The sequence below is a fragment of the Paenibacillus crassostreae genome, assembly GCF_001857945.1.
Classification (GTDB): Bacteria; Bacillota; Bacilli; order Paenibacillales; family Paenibacillaceae; genus Paenibacillus_AQ; species Paenibacillus_AQ crassostreae.
In genome coordinates this window covers 789,773-812,964 of record NZ_CP017770.1, presented here as the reverse complement: position 1 = coordinate 812,964, position 23,192 = coordinate 789,773, and the positions used below count along the sequence as shown (strand labels likewise).

Genomic DNA, 23,192 nt, shown 5'->3' with positions numbered 1-23,192 from the left:
TGACATTACTATCTTTTCTTTTTGAGGGAAAAAGGATTATAATAGGTTTAGTCTAGTCTTAGTACCTGGTTTTAAGATCAGATCAAGGAAACTAATATGACGTTATGAACAAGGAGGTACCTCAATGAGTGACAATGAAAATTTGATCGTTAATAATCAGCATGAACAACTTGGGCTAAGCGATGGTCAAGTGATCGACATGTACAGATATATGCTGTTAGCTCGCAAATTTGATGAGAGAAACTTATTGCTTCAACGTGCAGGGAAAATTAACTTTCACGTTTCTGGTGTGGGTCAAGAGACAGCGCAGGTTGCGGCTGCGTTTGCTTTAGACCGTGAGCAAGATTATTTCCTTCCGTATTACCGGGACTATGGATTCGTATTAGCAGTAGGTATGACACCTAGAGAATTGATGCTTTCTGCTTTTGCTAAGGCAGAAGATCCGAATAGTGGTGGACGTCAAATGCCAGGGCACTTTGGTAGTAAACGATTGCGGATTGCAACAGGTTCTAGCCCAGTTACAACGCAAGTTCCTCACGCTGTTGGTTTAGCACTAGCTGCTAAAATGAAAAAGAAAGATTTCGTTACTTTCGTTACTTTTGGAGAAGGATCAAGTAATCAAGGGGATTTCCATGAAGGATGTAACTTTGCGGGTGTGAATAAATTACCAGTTATCCTTATGTGTGAGAATAATCAGTATGCGATCTCAGTACCATTGCATAAACAAGTAAGTGGCAAAATTAGCGATCGTGCTCTTGGGTATGGTTTTCCTGGGATCCGTGTGGATGGTAATGATGCATTGGAAGTGTATCGTGTCGTCAAGGAAGCAAGAGAACGGGCAATTCAAGGCGAAGGTCCAACGTTAATAGAAGCAGTAATGTATCGATTATCACCTCATGCGACTTCAGATAATGATATGGCTTATCGTACACAAGAAGAAGTGGATGAGAACTGGAAGAATGACGGTGTAGCCCGGATGAAATCCTACCTTATAGGTTTAGGGTTATGGGATGAAGATAAAGATAAAGATTTGATAGAACAGATTAATTTAGAGCTTAAAGAAGCTATTGAATATGCTGATCGTGCGCCGTTCCCGAAACCTGAGGATACGCTTCTGCATGTCTATGCAAGTGGTGAGGAGGAAAAGTAATGGCAATAATGGAGTATATTGACGCGATTCGTCTTGCAATGAAGGAAGAAATGGAACGGGATGAGAACGTATTTGTCCTAGGTGAAGATGTTGGAGTAAAAGGTGGTGTATTCACAACAACCAAAGGCTTACAGGATCAGTTCGGCGAACTTCGAGTTATGGATACCCCTTTGGCTGAATCTGCTATAGCTGGTGTAGCCATTGGTGCTGCGATGTATGGTATGAAGCCTATTGCTGAGATGCAATATTCTGACTTTATGCTACCTGCAACAAATCAGATTATTAGCGAAGCGGCCAAAATACGCTACCGTTCAAATAATGATTGGAATTGTCCTATTGTAGTGCGTGCACCTATTGGTGGAGGGATTCTTGGTGGTTTGTATCACTCACAATGTCCAGAGTCGATCTTCTTTGGTACACCGGGATTGAAGATTGTTGCTCCTTATTCGGCATACGATGCCAAAGGATTACTGAAAGCAGCGATACGTGACCCTGATCCAGTCCTCTTTTTCGAGAATAAGAAATGTTATAAGCTCATTAAAGAAGATGTACCATTGGATGATTACATTGTACCACTAGGGGTAGCTAATCTCCTACGTGAAGGCGACGATATCACGGTTATTGGTTATAGCATGCCACTACATTTCTGCATGCAGGCTGCTGAAGAATTAGAGAAAGAAGCGGGGATTACAGCGCATGTTCTCGATCTACGTACGTTGCAACCCCTTGATCGTGATGCGATCATAGCTGCGGTTCGTAAGACAGGTAAGGTCCTAATTGTGCATGAAGATAATAAAACAGGTGGGATTGGTGCTGAAGTAGCAGCTATTATCTCTGAAGAATGTCTGTATGAACTAGATGCTCCAATTATGAGATTATGTGGTCCAGATGTTCCAGCTATGCCAATCAGTCCACCGATGGAGAAATTCTTCTTGCTAAGTAAGGACAAAGTGAAAGAAGCTATGACCCAATTAGCGAATTATTAGGAAGCTAAGGAGTGAGAATATGACACATAATAAACAATTAACCGATGTGCTTATGCCACAACTCGCCGAATCGCTCGTTTCTGCAACGATTGGCAAATGGCTTAAACAACCTGGAGATCGAATAGAACAATATGAGCCTATTTGTGAAGTGATTACAGATAAAGTGAACGCTGAAATTCCGGCAACTGTTGATGGAATCATGGGTGAGCATGTTGCAGAGGAAGGACAAACGATCGCGGTTGGTCAGATTATTTGCAAAATTGTAGTGGAGTCTAGTAATGAATCTACTGTAGTGAATGCTCCAATCCATACGGAATCTCTAGCAACTACCGCTTCCACATCAGAGGGTCAATCAATGCGTAGCCGTTATTCACCAGCGGTTCAAAGCTTAGCTGCGGAGCATCAATTGAATCTCAATGATATCAAAGGAACAGGGATGGGTGGACGTATCACTCGCAAAGATGTACTAGCACATGTTGATAATCTCTCATCTGGTAATGGGGATACGAAATCTTCATCTCAAGCGTTAGAGCATGTAAGTGCAACTTCTCCATTCAAAGGTATGACTCATACGAATCCTGCAGTGACACCTGCACAATATGTAGAGAATGCATCGTCTACAGAACGTAATTCAGGGATGCATTTAACCGAAACTCCACAAATTCCTAATAACAACATTCAAGCTCAACAGGGCAGATCAGAAACATTAATTGATATTACACCTGTGCGGAATACGATTGCTACCCGTATGAGACAAAGTGTATCGGAAATTCCTCATGCATGGACAATGATCGAAGTGGATGTAACGAATTTGGTTTTGTTACGCAATAAGCTGAAGGATGAATTCAAACGGAATGAAGGATACAACTTAACTTATCTAGCATTCCTACTTAAAGCTGTCGTGAACGCAATCAAAGATTATCCAATTATGAACTCTGTCTGGGCTGTTGACAAAATTATTGTAAAGCGTGACATCAATATCGCTCTAGCTGTTGGAACAGAGGATACTGTGATGACTCCTGTTATTCAAAGAGCAGATCAGAAGAATATTGCAGGTCTGGCAAGGGAAATTGAAGAACTTGCCACGAAGACTCGACAAGGTAAGCTGAAACTTGATGATATGCAAGGTGGAACGTTTACTGTCAATAATACAGGATCTTTTGGGTCCGTCCTGTCGTATCCGATTATTAACTATCCTCAAGCAGCTATCCTAACTTTTGAATCGATCGTGAAGAAGCCGGTTGTGATTAACGATATGATTGCTGTACGATCGATGGCTAACTTATGTTTGTCTCTAGATCATCGTATTCTAGATGGTGTTATCTGTGGGCGATTCCTCCAAAGAGTGAAGGAGAATCTTGAAGGATATACATTGGACACTAAATTATATTAGTTGAATCAATTTCATAATCGCTTATGTAGCTAAAATAAGGACTATATATTGATCAGAGCGACTGATTCTGTCAATATATAGTTACATTTAAATGGGTTTGCGTAATTATGAAATTGATTCTTCTATAATTAATAGTTGAGTAATGGGTTGGCTTCTTCATTTTACAAAGAGGGAAGGAATGACATTGCTTAGAACGTTGGACATTTCATATGCACCTTTGATGGATTATGGTGAAGCGTGGGATTTGCAAAAGAAAATCGTTACTAAAATTGATCTCGGAGAGCAACAGGATAACCTGTTGCTCTTACAGCATCCACCAACATATACGATGGGTGTACAGAACCATCCTGAACATCTCTTACTAAGTAAAGAACAGTTGAAGGAACGTGGTATTTCGCTGTTTGAAATCGACCGAGGTGGGGATATTACTTATCATGGTCCTGGTCAACTTGTTGGGTACCCATTGATCTTCATTGATGGGCAGATGAATTTAGATTTACATGGTTATTTACGTGATCTTGAACAAGTGATCATCAACTATTTAGCTAATCATGGGATTGAGGGTACTCGAAAGCCTGAATATACAGGTGTATGGGTGGGAGATCGTAAAATTTGTGCGATTGGCGTTAAATTTAATCGTTGTCGTCATCGTAGAGGTTTTGTGACGAGTCATGGTTTCGCTTTTAACGTATTGTCTGGCATTCAGAATGAAGGGTTTCAAGGGATTATTCCATGTGGGATTCAAGATTTTGGTGTCACTTCACTTGAGGATTGTACAAGTAAGAAATTCAATATGAGGGATGTGGCAGAGGAGATCATTCCGTTGTTCACAACATTATTTAATTATGATGTACCTATATTGGATGGAATGAGAGAAGCCCGCTAATATTAGCGGGCTATGAAAGGTTCTACGACCATAAGAAGGGTAGAGCCCAGCATGGCAATAAGCATGAGATAAATGAAGATACGAAATACTTTTTTTCGTTGCATAGGGAACTCCTTTTATATTAGTGTAGTTGATTGTACAAGTTAATAGCTATTCTCTATTGTAACTTATCCGCGAGAGAGAGGGAAGTCTAATGATATCACAAGAACGTATTGTAAAGGAATTTATGGAATTGGTACAAATTGATAGTGAGACGATGCATGAAGAGGAAATTTCGGTCGTACTTAAGCAAAAATTCACTGATCTTGGGTTGAAGGTTATAGAGGATGATAGTAAGGAACGAACGGGTCATGGCGCGGGAAATCTTATTATTACTTGGGAGGCAGAAGGGCTTAATGATGCTCCACATATATTCTTCACATGTCATATGGATACCGTAACACCTGGCGTAGGTATTAAACCATCGCTTGGTGCAGATGGGTGGATTACAAGTGACGGGACGACCATTCTCGGTTCAGATGATAAAGCTGGGATTGCCGCACTTCTTGAAGCTATCCGTGTTATTCAGGAGCAGAAAATCCCTCATGGACAAGTTCAATTTATTATTACGGCAGGTGAGGAATCTGGTCTTCGTGGTGCGAGAGCATTTGATCCTAAACATATGGATGCAGAGTTCGGATATGCATTAGACTCGAATGGAGAGATTGGTGCAATTGCAGTCGCTGCACCTACGCAGGCGAAGATTACAATGATAATAGACGGTAAATCGGCACATGCGGGTGTGAATCCAGAAGATGGAATCAGTGCCATTCAAGTAGCATCTAAGGCTATTTCACGTATGAAGCTTGGCCGAATTGACCATGAAACAACTGCAAATATTGGTAAGTTCTTTGGTGGTGGTCCAACGAATATTGTCTGTGACCATGTACAATTGGATGCTGAGGCTAGAAGTATTGTTCAAGAAAAAGTGGAAAAGCAAATTGCAAATATGAAAGAAGCGTTGGAGTTAACTTGTCAAGAATTCCATGCGGAATGTAAATTCCAAAGTGAAATCGTGTATCCAGCTTTTAATTTCACAGACCAAGATGCAGTTGTACAGCTTGCTCAACGTGCAATTGGGAATATGGGTTTAACTAGTCGTGTGTTCCATTCCGGTGGAGGTAGCGATGCTAATATTTTTAATGGATTTGGAATTCCTACAGTAAACCTTGCGCTTGGATATGAGAATATTCATACAACGAATGAAAGAATTAAAGCAGCGGATATGTCCAAAGCATCGGAAATGGTCGTTGCAATTATTCAGGAAACAGGGAAAGAAATCTCAAGTAAAATGAAATAATGTAATGAAGAATAGTAATTGAACATCAAAAAGCAATCTAAAACTAACTTTCCTAGTTTTTGGATTGCTTTTTGTTATTTATTTTAATGAAAAAATGAACAAACTATGTAGATATTTCTAAGCATTCATTTTTTGCAGCATTTCCTTAATGGTGGTGTTTGGTCCCCATTGATGCTGCCATTGTTTAAGCAGATATTTTGCCTGCCAGGCTTGTCCTACGATATGGATGGAATCGCTTTTAGAATAGCTTTTCATAGATATTCCTACTTTCAAATGGAGTTTGTTATAATAACACCATATGATCTAGCTTGTCTTAATATGCTTATCTATAAATTAAGGGGGGATTTTTGTGAAAGAGAACAAATCTATTCATTCATCTTCTGCATTGGATGAAGTAACTATATCGACACAACCAATATTTCAAGGAAAAATAATTACTTTACAGGTTGATACGGTTCGCCTACCTGACGGAAATACAGCCACGCGTGAAGTTGTAAGGCATCCTGGAGCGGTTGCGGTTCTTGCGCTTCATGATGGGAAAATGATCGTTGTTGATCAATTTCGGCAACCTATGGGACGCTGTGAAATTGAGATTCCCGCAGGGAAACTTGAACCAGGTGAAGATCCGAGAGAAGCTGCAATCCGCGAACTAGAAGAAGAAACGGGATATCGGTGCAAGGATATCAGGCTTCTACAATCATTCTATACATCCCCTGGATTCGCCGATGAAATTATACATATGTATGTGACGGAAGATTTGATTATTGGTGAAATGTCTCCAGATGAAGATGAGTTTCTAGAGATGTCAGAAATTACACTTGAAGAAGCCTACCGGTATATAAAAGAAGGAAGAATCAGTGATGCTAAGACGATAATGGCTATTTACGCGTGGCATCTTTATACTTTGACAGGAAAGTTTGAGGATTGAATATGAAACCAGTAGATCCGCATCAAGAAATACTCCATGATTATTATGCTGATTTGCATATTCATATTGGTAGAGCAACTGATGGTCAAGCTGTAAAGATAACGGGAAGTCGCAATCTTACATTCGCTAATATTGCTAAAGAAGCATCAGAGCGAAAAGGGATTGAATTGATTGGTATTATCGATTGTCATTCGCCTTCAGTACAGAATGACATACTGTCTTGTTTGTATTCTGGGGAAATGAACGAGATTGATGGCGGTGGGATTGAATACCGCGGAACGACCATTCTCCTCGGTTGCGAGATTGAATTTTTTGAGCCAGACAAAGGCGCTGCTCATTTACTAGCATATTTTCCGAACCTAACCGTGATACAGCAATTTAGTGTTTGGTTGAGTCAGCATATGACCAATATTAATCTAAGTACGCAGCGGATCTATGTGCCTGTCCGTTTATTGCAAGAAGAAATTGTACAACGTGGAGGTCTACTAATTCCAGCTCATGTATTCACGCCCCATAAGGGGATCTATGGGCATGTGACGAACCGTATGGAGGATGTCCTTGATGTAAACTTAATTAGCGGAATTGAGTTGGGATTAAGTGCGGATTCCATCATGGCGGATACGTTAAGTGAGTTGGAGGATCTAACATTCTTAAGTAATTCTGATGCACATTCTCTTGGGAAAATAGGACGAGAATACAATATCATGAGATTGGCTAACCCTTCCTTTACTGAATTCCGTAAAGCTTTGTACAGAGAAGATGGCCGTCGTGTGATAGCCAATTATGGCTTGAATCCTCGTCTAGGGAAGTATCACCGCACATACTGTAGCCAGTGTAATGTGGTTATTAACGAACACGAGGATACCACATCAGATCTGAAATGTCCTTTATGTGGAAGTACCAAGATCGTACAGGGTGTTCTGGATCGAATAAATAACATTTCTGACCGAACGGAACCTTTCATACCGGAACATCGGCCACCGTATCATTATCAGGTTCCGCTAGAATTCATTCCTGGTCTTGGCAAAGCTAAATTAAATTCTCTGCTCCAAGCATTTGGAACGGAAATGAATATTCTGCATCAAGTAGAAGAAGAGGCAATTGCCTCTATTGTAGGCCCGGTCATGGCGCAACAGATTGTTAAAGCTCGAAACGGAAGTCTTCAACTGTCATCAGGCGGTGGAGGTGTTTATGGTAAAGTAATCAGCCCTTAATATGGACAAGTCATAGTTTGCAAGAGTCTCTCATAACTTAGAAGTATGTGAGATGAAGGGAGACTCTTGTATGATGCAGTCTATTCGAAATTCCTTTAGAGAGCAAATAATGCTGTATATTTTTGTAGCTGTATTATTTCTCGTCGGTGTCGTATTTGGTGCATTAATGGTGAATGCACTTTCTTTAGAGCAGCAGCAAGATTTAGCAACCTATCTAGGTGATTATTTTGTAACACTAAGCCAAGGGAATGTGGGTTCTAATGAAGCTACTTTTTGGAGCATTGCGATATTGCATTTGAAATGGATAGGTTTGATTTGGATTTGTGGTTTATCCGTTATTGGCTTACCAGGTATATTAATACTGGATTTTCTCAAAGGAGTATTGATTGGTTTCACGGTGGGATATTTAGTTGGTCAATTTTCGTGGGAAGGCTTACTTTTTGCGTTAGTTTCTGTTGCGCCTCACAATTTACTAGTCATACCAGTCCTTGTACTGTGTAGTGTCGCTGCGATTTCATTCTCTTTATATATAATAAAGAATAGAATGTTAATGAATCGTCAAGGGAATTTCACACGCCCATTCATAAATTATGTCATGGTCACCATGGTGATGGGATTGCTCATGCTTGGTATTGCATCATTTGAAACTTGGGTCACTCCGGTGATGATGAGTTGGGTGACACCGTTGTTAGTAAATCCAGAAACAATCAGTTTTGTATATTAGAAATGCGTTTGACTTTATTTATATTCTCACCCTATAATGAAGGAAGTGATTAAATAAGGCAGTATTTCCTAGGGGGGAGAGCATGCAGGCTCGGATCGATAAAATCAAACAACAATTACAATCCCAGGGCTATAAGCTGACACCCCAGCGGGAAGCCACCGTCAGAATATTGTTAGAGAATGAAGAAGACCATCTCAGTGCGGAAGATGTATTTATGCTTGTGAAGGAAATAGCTCCTGAGATTGGCTTGGCCACAGTATATCGTACACTTGAACTATTGAGTGAATTGCATGTCGTGGAGAAGATAAATTTCGGTGACGGTGTTGCTCGATATGACTTGCGTACGGATACAGCGAAACATCATCATCATCATCTCATTTGTATTCAATGTGGTCGAATGGACGAGATTCGCGAAGATTGGTTGGGCGCATTGGAAGAACGTCTAGATCGGGAGTTTAATTTTACTGTGACGGATCATCGACTTGATTTCCATGGTATTTGTAGTCGCTGTAATGAGAAGAACTCAGAAAATAATAAAAACTCTTAAATACGCAGTTGTAAACATATGAATAGATATAAGGATAGAACCAAGCTCCCCTAGCAGAAAATTTGTTAAGAGGGAGCTTTTTGCTGTATACTAATTGCTCTACATAGGATTATTGCATAGTGACTATAGAATTCATCTCAACATCATAAATGTGGACAATTCATCATATGTTCATGGTAATGAGGAGGGGTTCTATGGTTATATCTTTACGTAAATGGTTAAATAGTATTCGATTTGTGGTTATCTTTTTAGCTTTAGCTTATTTATTATTCTGCATATTAAATGTATTAGGGGATTGGATAAATCCAGTAGATCCGTATTCAACTCCAAAAGGATATGCAATAAAAGCATTTCAGCTGAAAGCAGGAGACACAGATGGAGAATTGAGTATGGGTGAGAGACTCCGAGTCTTTTATTGGTATGGAGAATAAACGATATAATGCAGGAAAATGAAGAACTTTGTCGAAAATACAAATATAATAATTATGAAGCTTAACTATCGTCTGAGCTTTGTGCAATGTCTACCAAAAGGAGCATAACGGCCTATGAAACAACATTTGGCATCCTTTATACGATATATGGATGAAGAAAAGGGGCTCTCTCTGAATACACTGCAAAGCTATGAGCGAGACTTAACTCAATTTCTGGAGTTTGTTGAGAGTAGAGGAATTCACTTTCTTCGAGAAATCAATAGAAGTCACATTCTTTTATTCTTAGGAAAAATGAAGCAAGAAGGTCGTGCTGATGCTACTGTGACCCGCAAGACGGTTTCTATTCGCTCTTTTTTTCAATACTTATTAAAAGAGTCAACGATTGATCAAGACCCTTCAATTCATATGGAAACACCCAAGATTGTGAAGAAGGTACCCCGTGTATTAACTGTAGAAGAAGTGGATCAATTGTTATCCGCTCCAGCGTCTTCAGGGCCTCAAGGGATTCGTGATAAAGCCATGCTTGAACTTCTCTATGCGACGGGTATGAAGGTCTCAGAAATCGTATCATTAGATATCCAGAACATTCACACGGATCTTCGATATTTGCATTGTATTGGTGCATCGGGTAAAGAGAGAATTCTGCCTATGAACAGAGTATCTGCTAATTATGTGGATGTTTATATAAAGGATCACCGAGACAAGCTATTGAAGGGGAATAAAGAAGAACAGGCACTTTTTCTCAACAATTTAGGAAGTCGTCTTACTCGTCAAGGGTTCTGGAAAATGCTTAAGAAATACGCGAAAGAAACAGAGATTCACAAGGAGATAACCCCGCATACGTTAAGGCATTCTTTTGCGACACACTTATTAGATAACGGAGCGGATCTTAGATCTGTTCAAGAAATGCTTGGACATGCTGATATCTCTACAACACAAGTATATAGTTCAATGCTTAGGAAGAATATGAAGGAACAATACGATGATCACCATCCTAGATCGTCTAAGTAGGTTGAGTAATAGATAATAATGAAGGAGTGATTTGCATGACTAATTCAAAAAATAATGGTTTTAAAAGAGTTTGTTTCATCGTTCTAGATAGTGTGGGAATTGGTGAAGCACCAGATGCTAGTGAATTTGGAGATAGTGGAGCTCATACTCTTGGACATATTTTGGAAAAAGTCAAGGATATTAAGCTACCTAACCTACAGCAAATGGGACTAGGTAATATCGCATCGATACCACCTCTTAGCCCGGTTGCTAAACCAACAGCATATTATGGAAAGATGCGGGAAGTATCTGTCGGAAAGGATACGATGACAGGACATTGGGAACTTATGGGGCTGAAGATTGATATTCCATTTAATACGTACCCTGATGGTTTCCCAGAAGAACTAATCAAGAAATTCGAGGAAGAAACAGGACGTAAAGTAATTGGTAACAAACCAGCTTCAGGTACGGATATTCTAGTGGAGTATGGTGAGGAGCAGATGAAGACCGGTGCTTGGATCGTCTATACATCGGCAGATAGTGTATTCCAGATCGCTGCACATGAAGATGTTATTCCACTAGATGAGTTATATAAAGGTTGTGAAATTGCCCGCAGACTAACAATGGTACCTGAGTTCTCTGTAGGTAGAGTGATTGCACGTCCTTATGTTGGTGAACCTGGCAACTTTACACGAACATCGAATCGTCATGATTATGCGGTGAAGCCTCCAGAAGATACGATCATGAATGCTGTGCAGGCTATAGGTAAAGATGTTATTTCGGTAGGGAAGATACATGATATTTTCACAGGTGAAGGTATTACAGAATCTTATCCAACCAAGAGTAATGAACATGGTATTCAAGTGACGATTGACCAATTATCTAAAGATTTCAATGGGTTTCTGTTTACCAACCTTGTTGATTTTGATTCATTATACGGTCATCGCCGCGATCCTGAAGGATATGGTAGGGCATTGGAAGTATTCGATCAAGCCCTTCCAGATCTTATCTCGAAGTTAGGTGAAGATGATCTACTCATTATATCAGCGGATCATGGAAATGACCCAATTCATAGTGGAACAGACCATACCCGGGAATTTGTGCCTTTACTTGTGTTTAGTCCTCGTTTTAGTGAGCCAACCAGTCTAGGTATTCGTGGGACCTTCTCGGACGTAGGAGCAACAATTGCGGATAATTTCGGTGCACAAGCACCCAAATATGGGACAAGCTTTCTACAAGAGTTATTAGGAGAACAAAAGGGGGATAATAAGATGGCGTATTCCAAACGTGAAATGATCCAAGAAGCTGCAGCATATATTTCCAGTAAGAGTAGTGTACAACCTGAAGTAGGCCTTATTCTAGGTTCGGGATTAGGTGTATTAGCGGATCTAATCGAAGATGGTGTCTCGATTCCATATGAAGAGATCCCACATTTCCCTGTTTCGACAGTGGAAGGTCATGAAGGTGAACTATTGTTGGGAACGATCAAGGGCCGTCCAGTTGTAATGATGAAAGGTCGCTTTCATATGTATGAAGGATATGGACCGGAAGTTACTGCATTTCCTGTGCGCGTGATGAAAGAGTTAGGCGTATCGAGCTTACTAGTAACGAATGCGGCTGGTGGAGTGAATACAGAATTTGAACCAAGTGATCTTATGCTCATTACGGATCATTTGAATCTGACGGGTACGAATCCTTTAATTGGACCGAACGATGCAGCTCTAGGAGTACGTTTCCCGGATATGTCTGAAGCTTACAGCTTACGTCTACGTAAAATAGCAAAAAATACAGCTAAAGCAAGAGGTTTTAAATTGAAGAAAGGTGTATATGCCGGACTTCTAGGTCCTACCTATGAAACACCAGCTGAAATTGTAATGTTACGTGTATTAGGTGCTGATGCCGTTGGGATGTCCACAGTATCTGAGGTTATCGTAGCTCGACATGCAGGAATTGAAGTGTTAGGTATTACATGCATTACGAATATGGCTTCAGGAATTCTTGATCAGCCTTTGTCACATGATGAAGTTATGGAAACGGCTGAACTTGTTCGCGAAAAGTTCTTAGGTTTGGTTGTAGATCTTATTCCACAAATGTAATTTGAATTTGGAAGGCAATCGTCTAAAGTAGGATTGGCTTATGGAAGGGGCTGCAAAATGAGAGCAGTAGATATTATTCAACACAAAAGAGACGGTCATGAGTTGAGCAGTGAAGAAATTGCATTTCTGGTAAAGGGTTATGTGAATGGGGATATTCCCGATTATCAAATGTCAGCTTGGGCGATGGCTGTGTATTTCAAAGGAATGACCGCGCGTGAAACAGGTGATTTAACGTTAGAAATGGCTCAATCAGGTGACCAAGTAGATTTAAGCCCTATTGCTGGAATCAAGGTCGACAAACACTCTACGGGGGGCGTAGGGGACAAGACGACCATTGTGTTAGCACCTTTGGTAGCGGCTGCGGGCGTACCTGTTGCGAAAATGTCAGGCAGAGGACTTGGCCATACGGGTGGAACTTTAGATAAGCTTGAATCGATATCTGGATTCTCTGTTGAACTGGAGGCTGAGCAGTTCTTCAAACAAGTCAATGAAGTTGGTACTGCTGTTATTGGACAGAGTGGAAATATTACTCCTGCAGATAAGAAGTTATATGGACTTCGTGACGTCACAGCAACCGTTGATTCTATTCCTCTCATTGCAAGTTCTGTAATGAGTAAAAAAATTGCTGCTGGAGCCGATGCAATTGTTCTGGATGTGAAAACAGGTAGTGGTGCTTTCATGAAAACACTGGATGATTCGATTGCATTAGCACAGGCGATGGTAGATATCGGCAGTCATGTTGGGAGACAGACGATTGCGGTCATCAGTGATATGGACCAACCTCTTGGACTCGGTATTGGGAATGCACTTGAGGTAAAGGAAGCTATTGAAGTACTGAATGGGAAAGGTCCAGAAGATCTTCAAGAAGTCTGTCTTATCCTCGGTTCTCAAATGTTAGTGCTGGGAGGGAAAGCGAAGGATGAACAGGAAGCTCGTAAGATTCTTAAAGGGCATTTAGAAGATGGTTCAGCCATGGAGAAATTGCGACAGTTGGTTCGATCGCAGAATGGCGACGTAAGTCAGATTGATCATCCAGATACCCTTCCAACGGCAAAACGAACCATTGAAGTGAAAGCTGTTAAAGCAGGTTATGTAGCTGCCATTCAAGCAGAGTCCATAGGGATTGCAGCCATGCTACTTGGAGCGGGGCGTGAAACGAAGGATTCAATTATAGATTTAGCTGTTGGAATCCGATTATCTAAGAAGATTGGTGATCCGGTACAGCCAGGTGATACGCTAGCCGTGCTTCACGTGAATTTAGAGGATGAAATCAAGTTAGAAGAGATTAAGGAAAAAGTGTTGGAATCCTATCAGATTTCCAAGAATGAGGTTCAGATTCCACCTCTGATCTACGCCCTTGTAACCCGTGAGGGCGTACAACGTTTCTAAAGTGAATTAGGTAGAGTGAAAAAGCCAAAGGAATCTTCCTTTGGCTTTTTCACATTGATATGAACGTGAATTAAATGGCAGTGTAAAGTTTTTTTGTAATCAGAAAAGTTTTCGTATCAAAATTAGTCCCCATTGGAATATATTTCACTTAACCTGACGACACTGAAAGAAAGGTGCATTGTAACAATGGCCTATTACATTTCAATAACCAATCACAAGTCTGGAGGGGACTAATTTTGAAAAAATGGCTACGAATAGGACTTACGGTGTTATGTCTTATTGCTCTATGTAATCCAACGAACATTTACGCAGCCTCTGAGGAGAAAAAGACTGCTAGTCAAGACCTGGCAGCTAATGCGATTTCAGCTGTATTGATGGATGCAGATACAGGTACCATTATTTACGAGAAGAATAGTCATGCTAAGCTACCACCAGCGAGTATAACGAAGGTCATGACATTACTGTTAACGATGGAAGCTATTGACGCGGGACAACTGAAGCTTACGGACAAAGTTCGGACGAGTGAATATGCTGCTTCCATGGGTGGATCACAGATTTTCCTTGAACCAGGTGAGGAAATGACGGTGGATGAGATGTTGAAAGGGATATCCATGGCATCGGGTAATGATGCATCAGTTGCTATAGCTGAGAAGATTGCGGGTACCGAGGAAGCCTTTGTAGATATGATGAATGAACGTGTGACTAAACTTGGACTCAAGGATACTCATTTCGTTAATTGTAACGGACTGCCAGCTAAGAATCATTATTCATCAGCCCATGATATTGCAGTCATAAGCCGAGAGTTGCTTAAACATTCAGAAATTACAAAATATACTGGGGCGTATCAGGATCATTTACGTAAAGATTCAGACAAACCGTTCTGGTTAGTGAATACGAATAAATTAGTCAGATTCTATGATGGCGCAGATGGCTTGAAGACGGGTTATACATCAGAAGCTAAATTTTGTTTGTCCGCAACGGCGGTACGCGATGGGCTTAGGGCGATCTCTGTAGTCATGGGCGAGCCTAATACAAAGACTCGTAATAGTGAAGTATCAACGATGTTCGATTATATGTTCGCACAATACACGAAGCATACGATTTATAAGACGGGCGATGTGATTGGAAATGTCGAGATCAACAAAGGTAAGAGTAAAGAACTCCAATTGATTGCTGGACAACCTTATAGTGTGCTTATGAAGAAAATTGGGAAGAGTTCAGATATTAGACATGAATTGCAAATTGAACCTCAATTAAAAGCTCCGATTGAAGAGGGGCAAGTTCTTGGACAGCTAGTTGTTTATCAAGGTGATCAGGTAATTAAGAGATTTGAATTGAAATCACCAGCTAGTGTAGGCAAGGCTGGGTGGTGGACTATGTTCAAACGTACAACAGCTAAAATGTTTTTTGTAGATTGATAGGGGTTTTCTTCTAGTTTTGTCGTCAGGCAGGAATTTGAATTTCATTTCTAGAACTCTTTGTTCATGATAGGGAGGAGAGTGAGTAGGACGTGAATCTTCAAATGTCTATGGAACATCAACGTCAAGTATTATTCGTTCGTTTCTCAGGCGAACTTGACCATCATACGGCAGATCATGTTCGGATGAAGTTGGATGAAGCAATTAATATGAAACAGACGGAACATATCGTCCTCAGTCTTAAAGATCTACAGTTCATGGATAGTTCAGGGATAGGCGTGATTCTTGGAAGGTATAAGTTAATTAAGAGTAAAGGTGGCAAAATGGCTGTATGTGATGTGAACCCACCGGTGTATCGCCTATTTGAAATGTCGGGGTTATTCAAAATTATTCCAATCTATAAAAACGAGGACGAAGCGCTCTCGGGATTGGAGGTTGTGTCATGAGTGAAGTACAAGCCACTGCACATAATGTCATGACGCTACAATTTTCCGCGAAATCAGAGAATGAATCTTTTGCACGAGTTACGGTGGCTGCTTTTGTGACGCAGTTGGATCCGACCATGGACGAGCTGAGTGATCTTAAGACGGTCATATCTGAAGCAGTTACTAATTGTATCATTCATGGATATGATTCCGATCCTACAGGGATGATCACTATTACAGCTGAGATCAATGGAGATACGGTTACAATGACTGTTGAAGATCGTGGACATGGTATTGAAGATCTTGATCTTGCGAAGCAACCTCTATTCACTTCTAAGCCTGAGCTAGAAAGATCAGGGATGGGATTTACCATTATGGAAAATTTCATGGATGAATTTGAAGTGTCTAGTGAACTGGGTTCGGGTACTTCGATTAGGATGAAGAAGAGGATTGAATCTAAGAAAGCTTTATATAATTAGGGGTTGGACAAATGGATGCTGATGTGAAGAAAGCTTCGCAAACCTACTTGGAAGACTCGGAAGTCAAACGTCTCATTGCACTTAGCCAAACAGGAGATACCTTTGCCAGAGATACATTGGTTAACTCCAACATACGTCTTGTCTGGTCTGTTGTACAGCGGTTCATGAACAGAGGGTATGATCCAGAAGATTTGTTCCAGATTGGTTGTATCGGTCTACTGAAATCAGTTGATAAATTTGATCTGAGTTATGATGTTAAGTTCTCAACTTATGCAGTACCTATGATTATAGGTGAGATTCAACGCTTCTTACGTGATGATGGAACACTCAAAGTCAGTCGATCATTGAAAGAAATGGCGAATAAAGTTCGGAAGAAGAAGGACGAGCTTTCCAAGGTGCTTAACCGCTTGCCCACAATTAAGGAAGTCGCGGAGGATCTTGGTGTTTCACCTGAAGAAGTTGTATTCGCACAGGAGGCTAATAAGCCACCAACCTCTATTCATGAGACAGTCTATGAGAATGATGGGGATCCGATTACATTAATGGATCAGATTGCAGATGAATCTCAAGATAAGTGGTTTGAGAAATTAGCTTTGAATGAAGCGATAGACGGCCTATCGGAACGTGAGAAATTGATTGTCTATCTACGATATTATCGGGATCAGACCCAATCTGAAGTCGCAAGTCGACTTGGGATTTCTCAAGTTCAGGTATCTCGCCTAGAGAAGAAGATTCTTCAGTTGATTCGTGATCAAATTGCGCTATAGAAATATGTTGTTGAATATGGAATGAATGAGTAAGCCTGAGACAAATGTGCTCAGGTTTTTTGCCCATCTCTTCATGATCACAGTGTATTGATTGCAATTACCATTATTATCATATTAACTTTTCTTAACTTGCTATCCCATTCACGCTTTCTCAGTTGGGTATGATGATTCGTTGGTACAAATTGAAGCCAGCGGGTTGGATTCATCGATTTATTGTTAATATGATCGGAATGTTGACGACATTAACCATCACTCTATATTCAACCTGATTATAAACCGATGATCAAGGGAAGTACTTTCTTAGTCAATCAGAAGGATATTGTAATTACAACCGTTCCATATCATCTAAATAAATAGGCTGCATTTATTCTTAGGAGTTGTTTTTACCAGTAGTTTTATTACTGATAAAAACAGCTTTTTTTCAATTTAAGAAAGTATATGTTTCTAACATCAGAAGAATAAACTCCTTGAAAAAGGATGGTGTAGCAAATTCTACTTGTTAAATATAAATTGATATTGACGAAATAGACCTGAAAGGATATAGTTATCTAATCGTAATAATTACAATTTATGAAAAGAGGTGTAATAAGATGACTAAAAAGAGAATACCTGTTACCGTTCTATGTGGATATCTTGGTTCCGGTAAGACTACAGTTCTAAACCATGTACTACATAATCGTACAGGTCTAAAGGTTGCCGTCATTGTTAATGATATGAGTCAGATTAATATCGATGCGGCTTTCGTTAAGGGCGAGGGTGTATTATCTCGTACAGAAGAGAAATTGGTTGAAATGTCCAATGGTTGTATCTGTTGTACGCTTCGCGAGGATTTACTGAAAGAAGTTCAGATTCTGGTTGAGGAAGGAAGATTTGATTATATACTAATAGAATCAACAGGCATTAGTGAGCCGATTCCGATTGCTCAAACGTTCTCTTATGCCGATGAAGAGTCAGGGATAGATTTGACTCAACACGCAAAACTAGATTGTATGGTTACTGTAGTGGATGCTAATCGTTTCTGGCATGATTTCGCTTCTGGGGAAAGTCTCCTCGATCGAAATGAAGGAACTGGAGAAGATGACACTCGTGATGTGGTTGATCTGCTTATTGATCAAATTGAAACTTGTGACGTGCTGTTACTCAACAAATGTGACTTAATTGAAGAGATTGAGTTGAATAAGCTTGAAGGAGTGATTAGAAAATTACAGCCTTCAGCTAAGATTATTCGAACAGTCCATGGGCAGGTTAATCCTGTTGAAATATTAAATACGGAATTGTTCGATTTCGATAAAGTCTCTCTATCGGCTGGATGGATTCACGAGCTACAGATAGAGAATCATATACCTGAAAGTGATGAATATGGAATCAGTTCTTTTGTGTATCGCCGTATTCAACCTTTTCATCCAGAGCGGTTGGCAGCATTTATGTCTGACTGGCCAGAAGAGGTAGTACGTGCCAAAGGATTAGTCTGGATTGCAACTGAAGAGGATATGGCGGCTAGTATAAGCCAAGCGGGGCCATCCATTCAATTCGGGCCTGCAGGATTCTGGCTAGCAACGCTTTCGGAAGAAGAGCGTCAAGATGTATTCACAAATGAACCAGAATTGAGTGAAAAGTGGAATGAACAATGGGGAGATCGGATGAACGAAATAGTGTTCATAGGTATTAAAATGGACAAGAATGAAATTGAAGTTTTGTTGGATTCATGTCTTTTAGAGGAAAGTGAAATGAACCAAGATTGGTCTTTGTTCGAGAATCCGTTACCTTGGGTCGGAGATAGTCAGCAGTTAAGAGCACAATGATGTGCTCTTTTTTTTGACTAAAAAAACAAGTTCAACCACATACTATCAATAATTTAACTGTAAAGGAGTAATTCGTTATGACAGATGCCACCATTCATACGGTTTATCTCCAGCTTAAAAAGCGTGTTCAGATCAAACGCGGTAAAGTGGTTACGCTTAGAGATATTGCACTTATTCTTTGCGAACCAGAAATGGAAGAGCGACTGTACAGTCTTGTATTAGCGCAACCACACGAAAAAGATGGTAATTTACTTGTGATGGATCTCATGTGGATTATACCTAAAATGAAAACGATCATTCCGAATGCATATATCGAATCGATTGGCAATCAACAGGTGATTGTTGAGATTGTTCAGAATCCAAAGAAACCATCCTTTCCTTTATTCGTGCTTGTGTGGATCCTATTATTCTTTGGATCGGCACTGACCATTATGAATTTCCATGCAGATGTCAATATGATGGAGGTGCAGGTAAGAGTTGTAGAGATGATTACAGGGCACCCTGATGAGCACCCCTATCTTTTTCAGGTTGCTTATTCGATTGGGATTGGTTTTGGTATGGTAGTGTTCTTCAATCATCTGTTTAAGAAGAAGTGGAATGATGAGCCGACTCCACTTGAAGTGGAAATGTATCTGTACCAAGAGAATATTGATCAATATGTCGTAGCCGAGGAATATAAGAAGGCAGGTACCATTCTACAGAAGCAAGATGAGAATCCGTGATGAATACGATCATTTGGGGCATAGAAATATTACTGGGTATTGCGGGAGGAATAGCCGTTGGTAGTGGCGTCATTGCCTTTATTCTAGTCCTCGATATCGTCCCAAGACTCGCCCAATTAACCTTCTCTTATCATAGAGTACACTGGTACGAAGGAGCACTTATCACTGGATCGATTGTAGGAACGGTAGGTGATTTCTGGAACTGGAAAGGTGCATTTAATCCGCTTGTGGGGATCTTAATTGGGTTGTTCTACGGAATATTTAATGGTCTTCTCGCAGCTGCACTAACTGAAGTTCTCAATGTACTTCCTATATTGGCGAAACGACTTCATATGCATCATTATATTTTAGGATTACTACTGGCCATGGTTGCTGGCAAAGTTGCAGGTTCGTTGTTTGATTGGTTTGTATTTCAAAAATAGCTTGCATTAAGGGAGTGATTCATCATGTCAAAGGAAACATCCAGTGATAATGATAAGCATAGACAGGATAAAAGAGAAGCAGAAATGTCAGATACAGTTGAGGAATCGACCATCTATTGGCAGGGGCATGATGAATTTTCAGGTGATCTAAATCAAGTTAAAAAAGTGCTAAATGAGGTTATGGGATTAGGATCTTCTTTTGATGTTATGTTGCGGGAAATGAACTACGGTGGAATCGAAGTAGGGATATTATTTATAGGAGGGTTTACAAATAGTGATATTATGACTGATATTATCACTAGATTGACCTATATTGATCATGGAGAGATGCGATCTCACGTTATGATGTCTTTCTTTGATAAATACATACCACATGTTCAAGTGGAGAAAGTGACGGAATTAAGTAAGGCTATTAATAAGGTGCTTACAGGTATGAGTGCGTTCTTCATTGATGGAGACAACACAATTATCCTAGTAGATACACGCACTTATCCCTCTCGTAACCCGGATGAATCGTCAATAGAACGGGTGGTTAGGGGATCAAGAGATGGGTTCACGGAGACGTTGAACACGAATGTGGCGTTGGTACGGCGTCGAATAAGAGACCCTGGATTGAAGTGCGAGGTTGTACAAGTAGGTCGAAGAACAAGAACAGATGTATGTATCGCTTTTATTGATGATATTGTAGATAAGGTACAGGTTAATTCGATTCGAGATAAGATAAAAAAAGTGAAAATAGATGGTCTACCCCTTGGTGATAAACAACTGGAGGAAGCGATTATTAATAAAGGGTGGCATCCATACCCACTAGTTCGCTACTCAGAACGACCAGATGTAGTGGCATCACATTTGCTTGAAGGAAGAGTTGCTGTATTCGTAGACACCTCACCGAGTGTCATGATTATGCCTACTACCTTTTTTGATTTATGTCAGCATGCAGAAGAGAATCGTCAGACGCCATTTATTGGAACCTATTTAAGATGGGTTAGATTTGCAGGGGTTCTATTCTCGATGTTTCTACTTCCACTTTGGATGTTACTTGTCCTGAACCCAGAATTGAAGCCAGCTGCACTAGATTTTATTGGTCCACAAGAGACAGGAAAAATTCCGTTGATCTCACAATTTCTCATGGTTGAATTCGGTGTCGATTTACTTCGACTTGCAGCTGTACACACCCCAACATCGATCTCTTCTGCTATGGGCTTGATCGCGGCTATACTGATCGGAGATGTTGCTGTGCAGACAGGCCTATTTGTGAATGAAGTTGTATTATATATGGCAATTGCCGCGATTGGGATGTTCGCCACTCCTAGCTACGAATTGGGGCTTGCTAACCGAATTGTGAGGTTAGTGTTACTCATTGCTGTAGCCATCTTTCACGTTCCAGGTTTTGTTGTAGGTACAACATTGCTCATTCTTTTGTTGACGCTCCACAGATCATATAATTCTTCTTATTTGTGGCCGTTTATACCTTTTAATGCAAAGGCTATGGCTGAAATTCTATTCCGTATGCCGGTGTTGTCGAACAAGAAACGTCCTTCTTTCAATAAACCACGGGATAATACGAGAATGCCGCAAAAATAAGGCGATAAACAGACCTTGTAGAAAAACACAAATGTTCAGCATATAAATCCATTTACTCTTATTTCATGATTCTGATATACTAATGAAAATTCAGATGGAATAAGATATTCCAGATAAGTGGAGGATTGTTAAGATGTATTTACATGGAACAAGTGAAATAAATGCAAGTGGACACTTAGAGATCGGTGGTTGTGATGTGGTTGATCTTAAATCACAATTCGGTACACCGCTATATATTGTGGATGAACAATTGGTTCGTGAACGTTGTAAACAGTATGTTGAAGCATTTAAAGAGTCTGGATTGCAATTTCAAGTGGCATACGCAAGTAAAGCATTCTGTGTGATGGCTATGTGTACAGTTGTAGAGCAAGAAGGATTGTCACTGGATGTCGTATCAGAGGGTGAATTATACACAGCTCTACAAGCTGGATTTCCAGCTGAGCGAATTCATTTCCATGGGAACAACAAAACACCAGAAGAAATCACAATGGCGATTAAAGCGGGGATTGGTTGTTTTGTAGTGGATAATTTGATTGAATTACACTTGTTGCAGGCAATTGCGGCTGATATGGACAAGCATGTTAATGTTCTACTGAGAGTTACTCCAGGAGTAGAAGCACACACTCATGAGTATATTTCTACAGGGCAGACAGATTCCAAATTTGGATTCGATATCGGTAATGGTTCGGCATTCGAAGGTGTGAAAATTGCTTCTAATCTTTCCAACATTAAGTTGCTGGGTGTACATTCCCATATTGGGTCGCAAATCTTTGAAGTTGAAGGTTTCCAGATGGCTGTTCAGAAGGTTGCAGAATTTGCAAAAGAGGTTCATGAACAACTTGGGGTGAGTTTTAAAGTAGTCAATCTTGGCGGAGGATTTGGAATTCGTTATGTTGATGGAGATACACCGCTCGAAGTATCCCAGTATGTTAAAGCTATTACGAATGCGGTGAAAGAGCATTTTGCAGGGATATCGAACACTCTTCCGGAAATTTGGGTAGAGCCGGGACGCAGTATTATAGGGGATGCAGGGACAACTCTCTATACAGTAGGTACACAAAAGAACATTCCAGGTGTACGTAAGTATGTTGCTGTTGATGGTGGAATGACGGATAATCCACGTCCTGCTCTGTATCAATCTCAATATGAAGCGTTGCTTGCCAATCGTGCAAATGATGAAGAGAAGGAAATCGTATCCATCGCCGGTAAATGTTGCGAGAGCGGAGACATGCTAATCTGGGATGTTAATCTTCCAGAAGTGCAAAGTGGAGATTTATTAGCAGTATCTTGCACAGGTGCTTATAACTATTCCATGGCGAGCAATTATAATCGTATTCGCCGTCCAGGTGTCGTGTTTGTTAAAGATGGTCAGAGTGACCTCGTTGTAAAGCGTGAAAGCTTTCAGGATATCATTGGGAATGACCTTGTTCCAGAAAGAATACGTAAACAAGCTGTCTTGAAGTAAAAAGTATAATCAATATTTAAAAGCGACAAAAGTGA

The 23,192-nt window shown here is 40.3% G+C and carries 24 protein-coding genes and 1 pseudogene; 23 read left to right on the top strand and 2 right to left on the bottom strand.

From position 1 onward, the window contains the following. Nucleotides 1-124: 124 nt before the first annotated feature. From LPB68_RS03925 to lipB, 4 genes are all read left to right on the top strand, one after another. A complete protein-coding gene (locus tag LPB68_RS03925) occupies nt 125-1,150 on the top strand; it encodes a thiamine pyrophosphate-dependent dehydrogenase E1 component subunit alpha (RefSeq protein WP_068657700.1) in 1,026 nt (341 codons plus the stop codon). Beyond that, nucleotides 1,150-2,136: an alpha-ketoacid dehydrogenase subunit beta gene (locus LPB68_RS03920; protein WP_068657701.1), complete on the top strand. Its 987-nt coding sequence runs from the start codon at nt 1,150-1,152 to the stop codon at nt 2,134-2,136. The genes LPB68_RS03925 and LPB68_RS03920 overlap by 1 nt, the downstream gene beginning before the upstream one ends. Nucleotides 2,137-2,155: 19 nt before the next feature. Continuing rightward, nucleotides 2,156-3,529 carry a dihydrolipoamide acetyltransferase family protein gene (locus LPB68_RS03915; protein ID WP_068657706.1) on the top strand — a complete coding sequence of 458 codons (1,374 nt, stop codon included), beginning with the start codon at nt 2,156-2,158 and terminating at the stop codon, nt 3,527-3,529. Between the two features lie 178 nt (nt 3,530-3,707). Next, a complete protein-coding gene (lipB, locus tag LPB68_RS03910) occupies nt 3,708-4,415 on the top strand; it encodes a lipoyl(octanoyl) transferase LipB (protein ID WP_198402149.1) in 708 nt (235 codons plus the stop codon). 2 nt (nt 4,416-4,417) lie between these two features. Here lipB and prli42 read toward each other — a convergent pair whose 3' ends face one another. Continuing rightward, the gene (gene prli42, locus LPB68_RS22660; protein ID WP_099458674.1) at nt 4,418-4,519 is read right to left on the bottom strand and encodes a stressosome-associated protein Prli42; all 102 of its coding nucleotides are present in this window, start codon (nt 4,517-4,519) and stop codon (nt 4,418-4,420) included. Nucleotides 4,520-4,608: 89 nt separating this feature from the next. On the opposite strand from prli42, the gene LPB68_RS03905 reads away from it, so the two are divergent. Next, nucleotides 4,609-5,754 (top strand): tripeptidase T, encoded by a 1,146-nt coding sequence (locus LPB68_RS03905; RefSeq protein ID WP_068657707.1) that lies wholly within the window; start codon nt 4,609-4,611, stop codon nt 5,752-5,754. Nucleotides 5,755-5,871: 117 nt separating this feature from the next. On the opposite strand, the gene mciZ is transcribed toward LPB68_RS03905, so the two are convergent. Then, complete coding sequence (mciZ, locus tag LPB68_RS22205) at nt 5,872-6,009, bottom strand: Z-ring formation inhibitor MciZ (protein ID WP_082865690.1); 138 nt, start codon at nt 6,007-6,009, stop codon at nt 5,872-5,874. A 94-nt stretch (nt 6,010-6,103) separates the two neighbouring features. On the opposite strand from mciZ, the gene LPB68_RS03900 reads away from it, so the two are divergent. The 18 genes and pseudogenes from LPB68_RS03900 (at nt 6,104) to lysA (ending at nt 23,157) form a co-directional block, all read left to right on the top strand. Beyond that, entirely contained in the window at nt 6,104-6,682 is a 579-nt protein-coding gene (locus tag LPB68_RS03900) for an NUDIX domain-containing protein (protein WP_232510206.1), read from the top strand. 2 nt (nt 6,683-6,684) lie between these two features. Continuing rightward, nucleotides 6,685-7,896 carry an endonuclease Q family protein gene (locus LPB68_RS03895; RefSeq protein WP_068657711.1) on the top strand — a complete coding sequence of 404 codons (1,212 nt, stop codon included), beginning with the start codon at nt 6,685-6,687 and terminating at the stop codon, nt 7,894-7,896. Nucleotides 7,897-7,969: 73 nt separating this feature from the next. Beyond that, nucleotides 7,970-8,620, top strand: a complete 651-nt coding sequence (gene spoIIM / locus LPB68_RS03890; protein ID WP_068658650.1) for a stage II sporulation protein M — start codon at nt 7,970-7,972, stop codon at nt 8,618-8,620. A gap of 82 nt (nt 8,621-8,702) precedes the next feature. Then, complete coding sequence (fur, locus tag LPB68_RS03885; protein ID WP_068657712.1) at nt 8,703-9,167, top strand: ferric iron uptake transcriptional regulator; 465 nt, start codon at nt 8,703-8,705, stop codon at nt 9,165-9,167. Between the two features lie 194 nt (nt 9,168-9,361). Beyond that, entirely contained in the window at nt 9,362-9,598 is a 237-nt protein-coding gene (locus tag LPB68_RS03880) for a DUF4227 family protein (RefSeq protein WP_068657714.1), read from the top strand. A 114-nt stretch (nt 9,599-9,712) separates the two neighbouring features. Further along, nucleotides 9,713-10,609, top strand: coding sequence for a site-specific tyrosine recombinase XerD (gene xerD, locus LPB68_RS03875; protein WP_068657716.1), 897 nt, complete (start codon nt 9,713-9,715; stop codon nt 10,607-10,609). 35 nt (nt 10,610-10,644) lie between these two features. Continuing rightward, nucleotides 10,645-11,832: pseudogene (gene deoB, locus LPB68_RS23325) on the top strand (phosphopentomutase); the annotation flags it as partial. A gap of 27 nt (nt 11,833-11,859) precedes the next feature. After that, entirely contained in the window at nt 11,860-12,684 is an 825-nt protein-coding gene (locus tag LPB68_RS23320) for a purine-nucleoside phosphorylase (RefSeq protein WP_335582304.1), read from the top strand. A gap of 57 nt (nt 12,685-12,741) precedes the next feature. After that, nucleotides 12,742-14,073, top strand: a complete 1,332-nt coding sequence (locus LPB68_RS03865; RefSeq protein ID WP_068657717.1) for a pyrimidine-nucleoside phosphorylase — start codon at nt 12,742-12,744, stop codon at nt 14,071-14,073. A 236-nt stretch (nt 14,074-14,309) separates the two neighbouring features. Then, on the top strand, nt 14,310-15,491 hold the full coding sequence (locus tag LPB68_RS03860) for a D-alanyl-D-alanine carboxypeptidase family protein (RefSeq protein ID WP_099458675.1): 1,182 nt from the start codon (nt 14,310-14,312) through the stop codon (nt 15,489-15,491). Between the two features lie 92 nt (nt 15,492-15,583). Continuing rightward, nucleotides 15,584-15,937: an anti-sigma F factor antagonist gene (gene spoIIAA, locus LPB68_RS03855; RefSeq protein ID WP_068657719.1), complete on the top strand. Its 354-nt coding sequence runs from the start codon at nt 15,584-15,586 to the stop codon at nt 15,935-15,937. Then, on the top strand, nt 15,934-16,395 hold the full coding sequence (spoIIAB, locus tag LPB68_RS03850; RefSeq protein ID WP_068657720.1) for an anti-sigma F factor: 462 nt from the start codon (nt 15,934-15,936) through the stop codon (nt 16,393-16,395). The genes spoIIAA and spoIIAB overlap by 4 nt, the downstream gene beginning before the upstream one ends. An 11-nt stretch (nt 16,396-16,406) precedes the next feature. Continuing rightward, the gene (gene sigF / locus LPB68_RS03845) at nt 16,407-17,162 is read left to right on the top strand and encodes an RNA polymerase sporulation sigma factor SigF (RefSeq protein WP_068657721.1); all 756 of its coding nucleotides are present in this window, start codon (nt 16,407-16,409) and stop codon (nt 17,160-17,162) included. Nucleotides 17,163-17,752: 590 nt separating this feature from the next. Continuing rightward, the gene (locus LPB68_RS03840) at nt 17,753-18,964 is read left to right on the top strand and encodes a GTP-binding protein (RefSeq protein WP_068657722.1); all 1,212 of its coding nucleotides are present in this window, start codon (nt 17,753-17,755) and stop codon (nt 18,962-18,964) included. 77 nt (nt 18,965-19,041) lie between these two features. Beyond that, nucleotides 19,042-19,686, top strand: a complete 645-nt coding sequence (locus LPB68_RS03835) for a stage V sporulation protein AA (RefSeq protein ID WP_068657723.1) — start codon at nt 19,042-19,044, stop codon at nt 19,684-19,686. Further along, on the top strand, nt 19,686-20,108 hold the full coding sequence (locus tag LPB68_RS03830; RefSeq protein ID WP_157756187.1) for a stage V sporulation protein AB: 423 nt from the start codon (nt 19,686-19,688) through the stop codon (nt 20,106-20,108). Before LPB68_RS03835 ends, LPB68_RS03830 begins: the two co-directional genes overlap by 1 nt. 24 nt (nt 20,109-20,132) lie before the next feature. After that, on the top strand, nt 20,133-21,692 hold the full coding sequence (locus LPB68_RS03825) for a spore germination protein (protein ID WP_082865692.1): 1,560 nt from the start codon (nt 20,133-20,135) through the stop codon (nt 21,690-21,692). Between the two features lie 133 nt (nt 21,693-21,825). Continuing rightward, nucleotides 21,826-23,157 (top strand): diaminopimelate decarboxylase, encoded by a 1,332-nt coding sequence (gene lysA / locus LPB68_RS03820; protein ID WP_068657726.1) that lies wholly within the window; start codon nt 21,826-21,828, stop codon nt 23,155-23,157. The last annotated feature ends 35 nt before the right edge of the window (nt 23,158-23,192 follow it).

What these genes read in the sequence shown, in the direction of transcription:
- LPB68_RS03895 (WP_068657711.1), top strand. Translation starts at nt 6,685, where the DNA reads ATGAAACCAGTAGATCCGCATCAAGAAATACTCCATGATTATTATGCT.
- LPB68_RS03920 (WP_068657701.1), top strand. Translation starts at nt 1,150, where the DNA reads ATGGCAATAATGGAGTATATTGACGCGATTCGTCTTGCAATGAAGGAA.
- sigF (WP_068657721.1), top strand. Translation starts at nt 16,407, where the DNA reads ATGGATGCTGATGTGAAGAAAGCTTCGCAAACCTACTTGGAAGACTCG.
- LPB68_RS03835 (WP_068657723.1), top strand. Translation starts at nt 19,042, where the DNA reads ATGACAGATGCCACCATTCATACGGTTTATCTCCAGCTTAAAAAGCGT.
- spoIIAB (WP_068657720.1), top strand. Translation starts at nt 15,934, where the DNA reads ATGAGTGAAGTACAAGCCACTGCACATAATGTCATGACGCTACAATTT.
- xerD (WP_068657716.1), top strand. Translation starts at nt 9,713, where the DNA reads ATGAAACAACATTTGGCATCCTTTATACGATATATGGATGAAGAAAAG.
- LPB68_RS03825 (WP_082865692.1), top strand. Translation starts at nt 20,133, where the DNA reads ATGTCAAAGGAAACATCCAGTGATAATGATAAGCATAGACAGGATAAA.
- LPB68_RS03865 (WP_068657717.1), top strand. Translation starts at nt 12,742, where the DNA reads ATGAGAGCAGTAGATATTATTCAACACAAAAGAGACGGTCATGAGTTG.
- mciZ (WP_082865690.1), bottom strand. Translation starts at nt 6,009, where the DNA reads ATGAAAAGCTATTCTAAAAGCGATTCCATCCATATCGTAGGACAAGCC.
- LPB68_RS03925 (WP_068657700.1), top strand. Translation starts at nt 125, where the DNA reads ATGAGTGACAATGAAAATTTGATCGTTAATAATCAGCATGAACAACTT.
- lipB (WP_198402149.1), top strand. Translation starts at nt 3,708, where the DNA reads ATGACATTGCTTAGAACGTTGGACATTTCATATGCACCTTTGATGGAT.
- spoIIM (WP_068658650.1), top strand. Translation starts at nt 7,970, where the DNA reads ATGCAGTCTATTCGAAATTCCTTTAGAGAGCAAATAATGCTGTATATT.
- fur (WP_068657712.1), top strand. Translation starts at nt 8,703, where the DNA reads ATGCAGGCTCGGATCGATAAAATCAAACAACAATTACAATCCCAGGGC.
- LPB68_RS03840 (WP_068657722.1), top strand. Translation starts at nt 17,753, where the DNA reads ATGACTAAAAAGAGAATACCTGTTACCGTTCTATGTGGATATCTTGGT.
- LPB68_RS03830 (WP_157756187.1), top strand. Translation starts at nt 19,686, where the DNA reads ATGAATACGATCATTTGGGGCATAGAAATATTACTGGGTATTGCGGGA.
- LPB68_RS03905 (WP_068657707.1), top strand. Translation starts at nt 4,609, where the DNA reads ATGATATCACAAGAACGTATTGTAAAGGAATTTATGGAATTGGTACAA.
- LPB68_RS03880 (WP_068657714.1), top strand. Translation starts at nt 9,362, where the DNA reads ATGGTTATATCTTTACGTAAATGGTTAAATAGTATTCGATTTGTGGTT.
- prli42 (WP_099458674.1), bottom strand. Translation starts at nt 4,519, where the DNA reads ATGCAACGAAAAAAAGTATTTCGTATCTTCATTTATCTCATGCTTATT.
- LPB68_RS23320 (WP_335582304.1), top strand. Translation starts at nt 11,860, where the DNA reads ATGGCGTATTCCAAACGTGAAATGATCCAAGAAGCTGCAGCATATATT.
- lysA (WP_068657726.1), top strand. Translation starts at nt 21,826, where the DNA reads ATGTATTTACATGGAACAAGTGAAATAAATGCAAGTGGACACTTAGAG.
- LPB68_RS03915 (WP_068657706.1), top strand. Translation starts at nt 2,156, where the DNA reads ATGACACATAATAAACAATTAACCGATGTGCTTATGCCACAACTCGCC.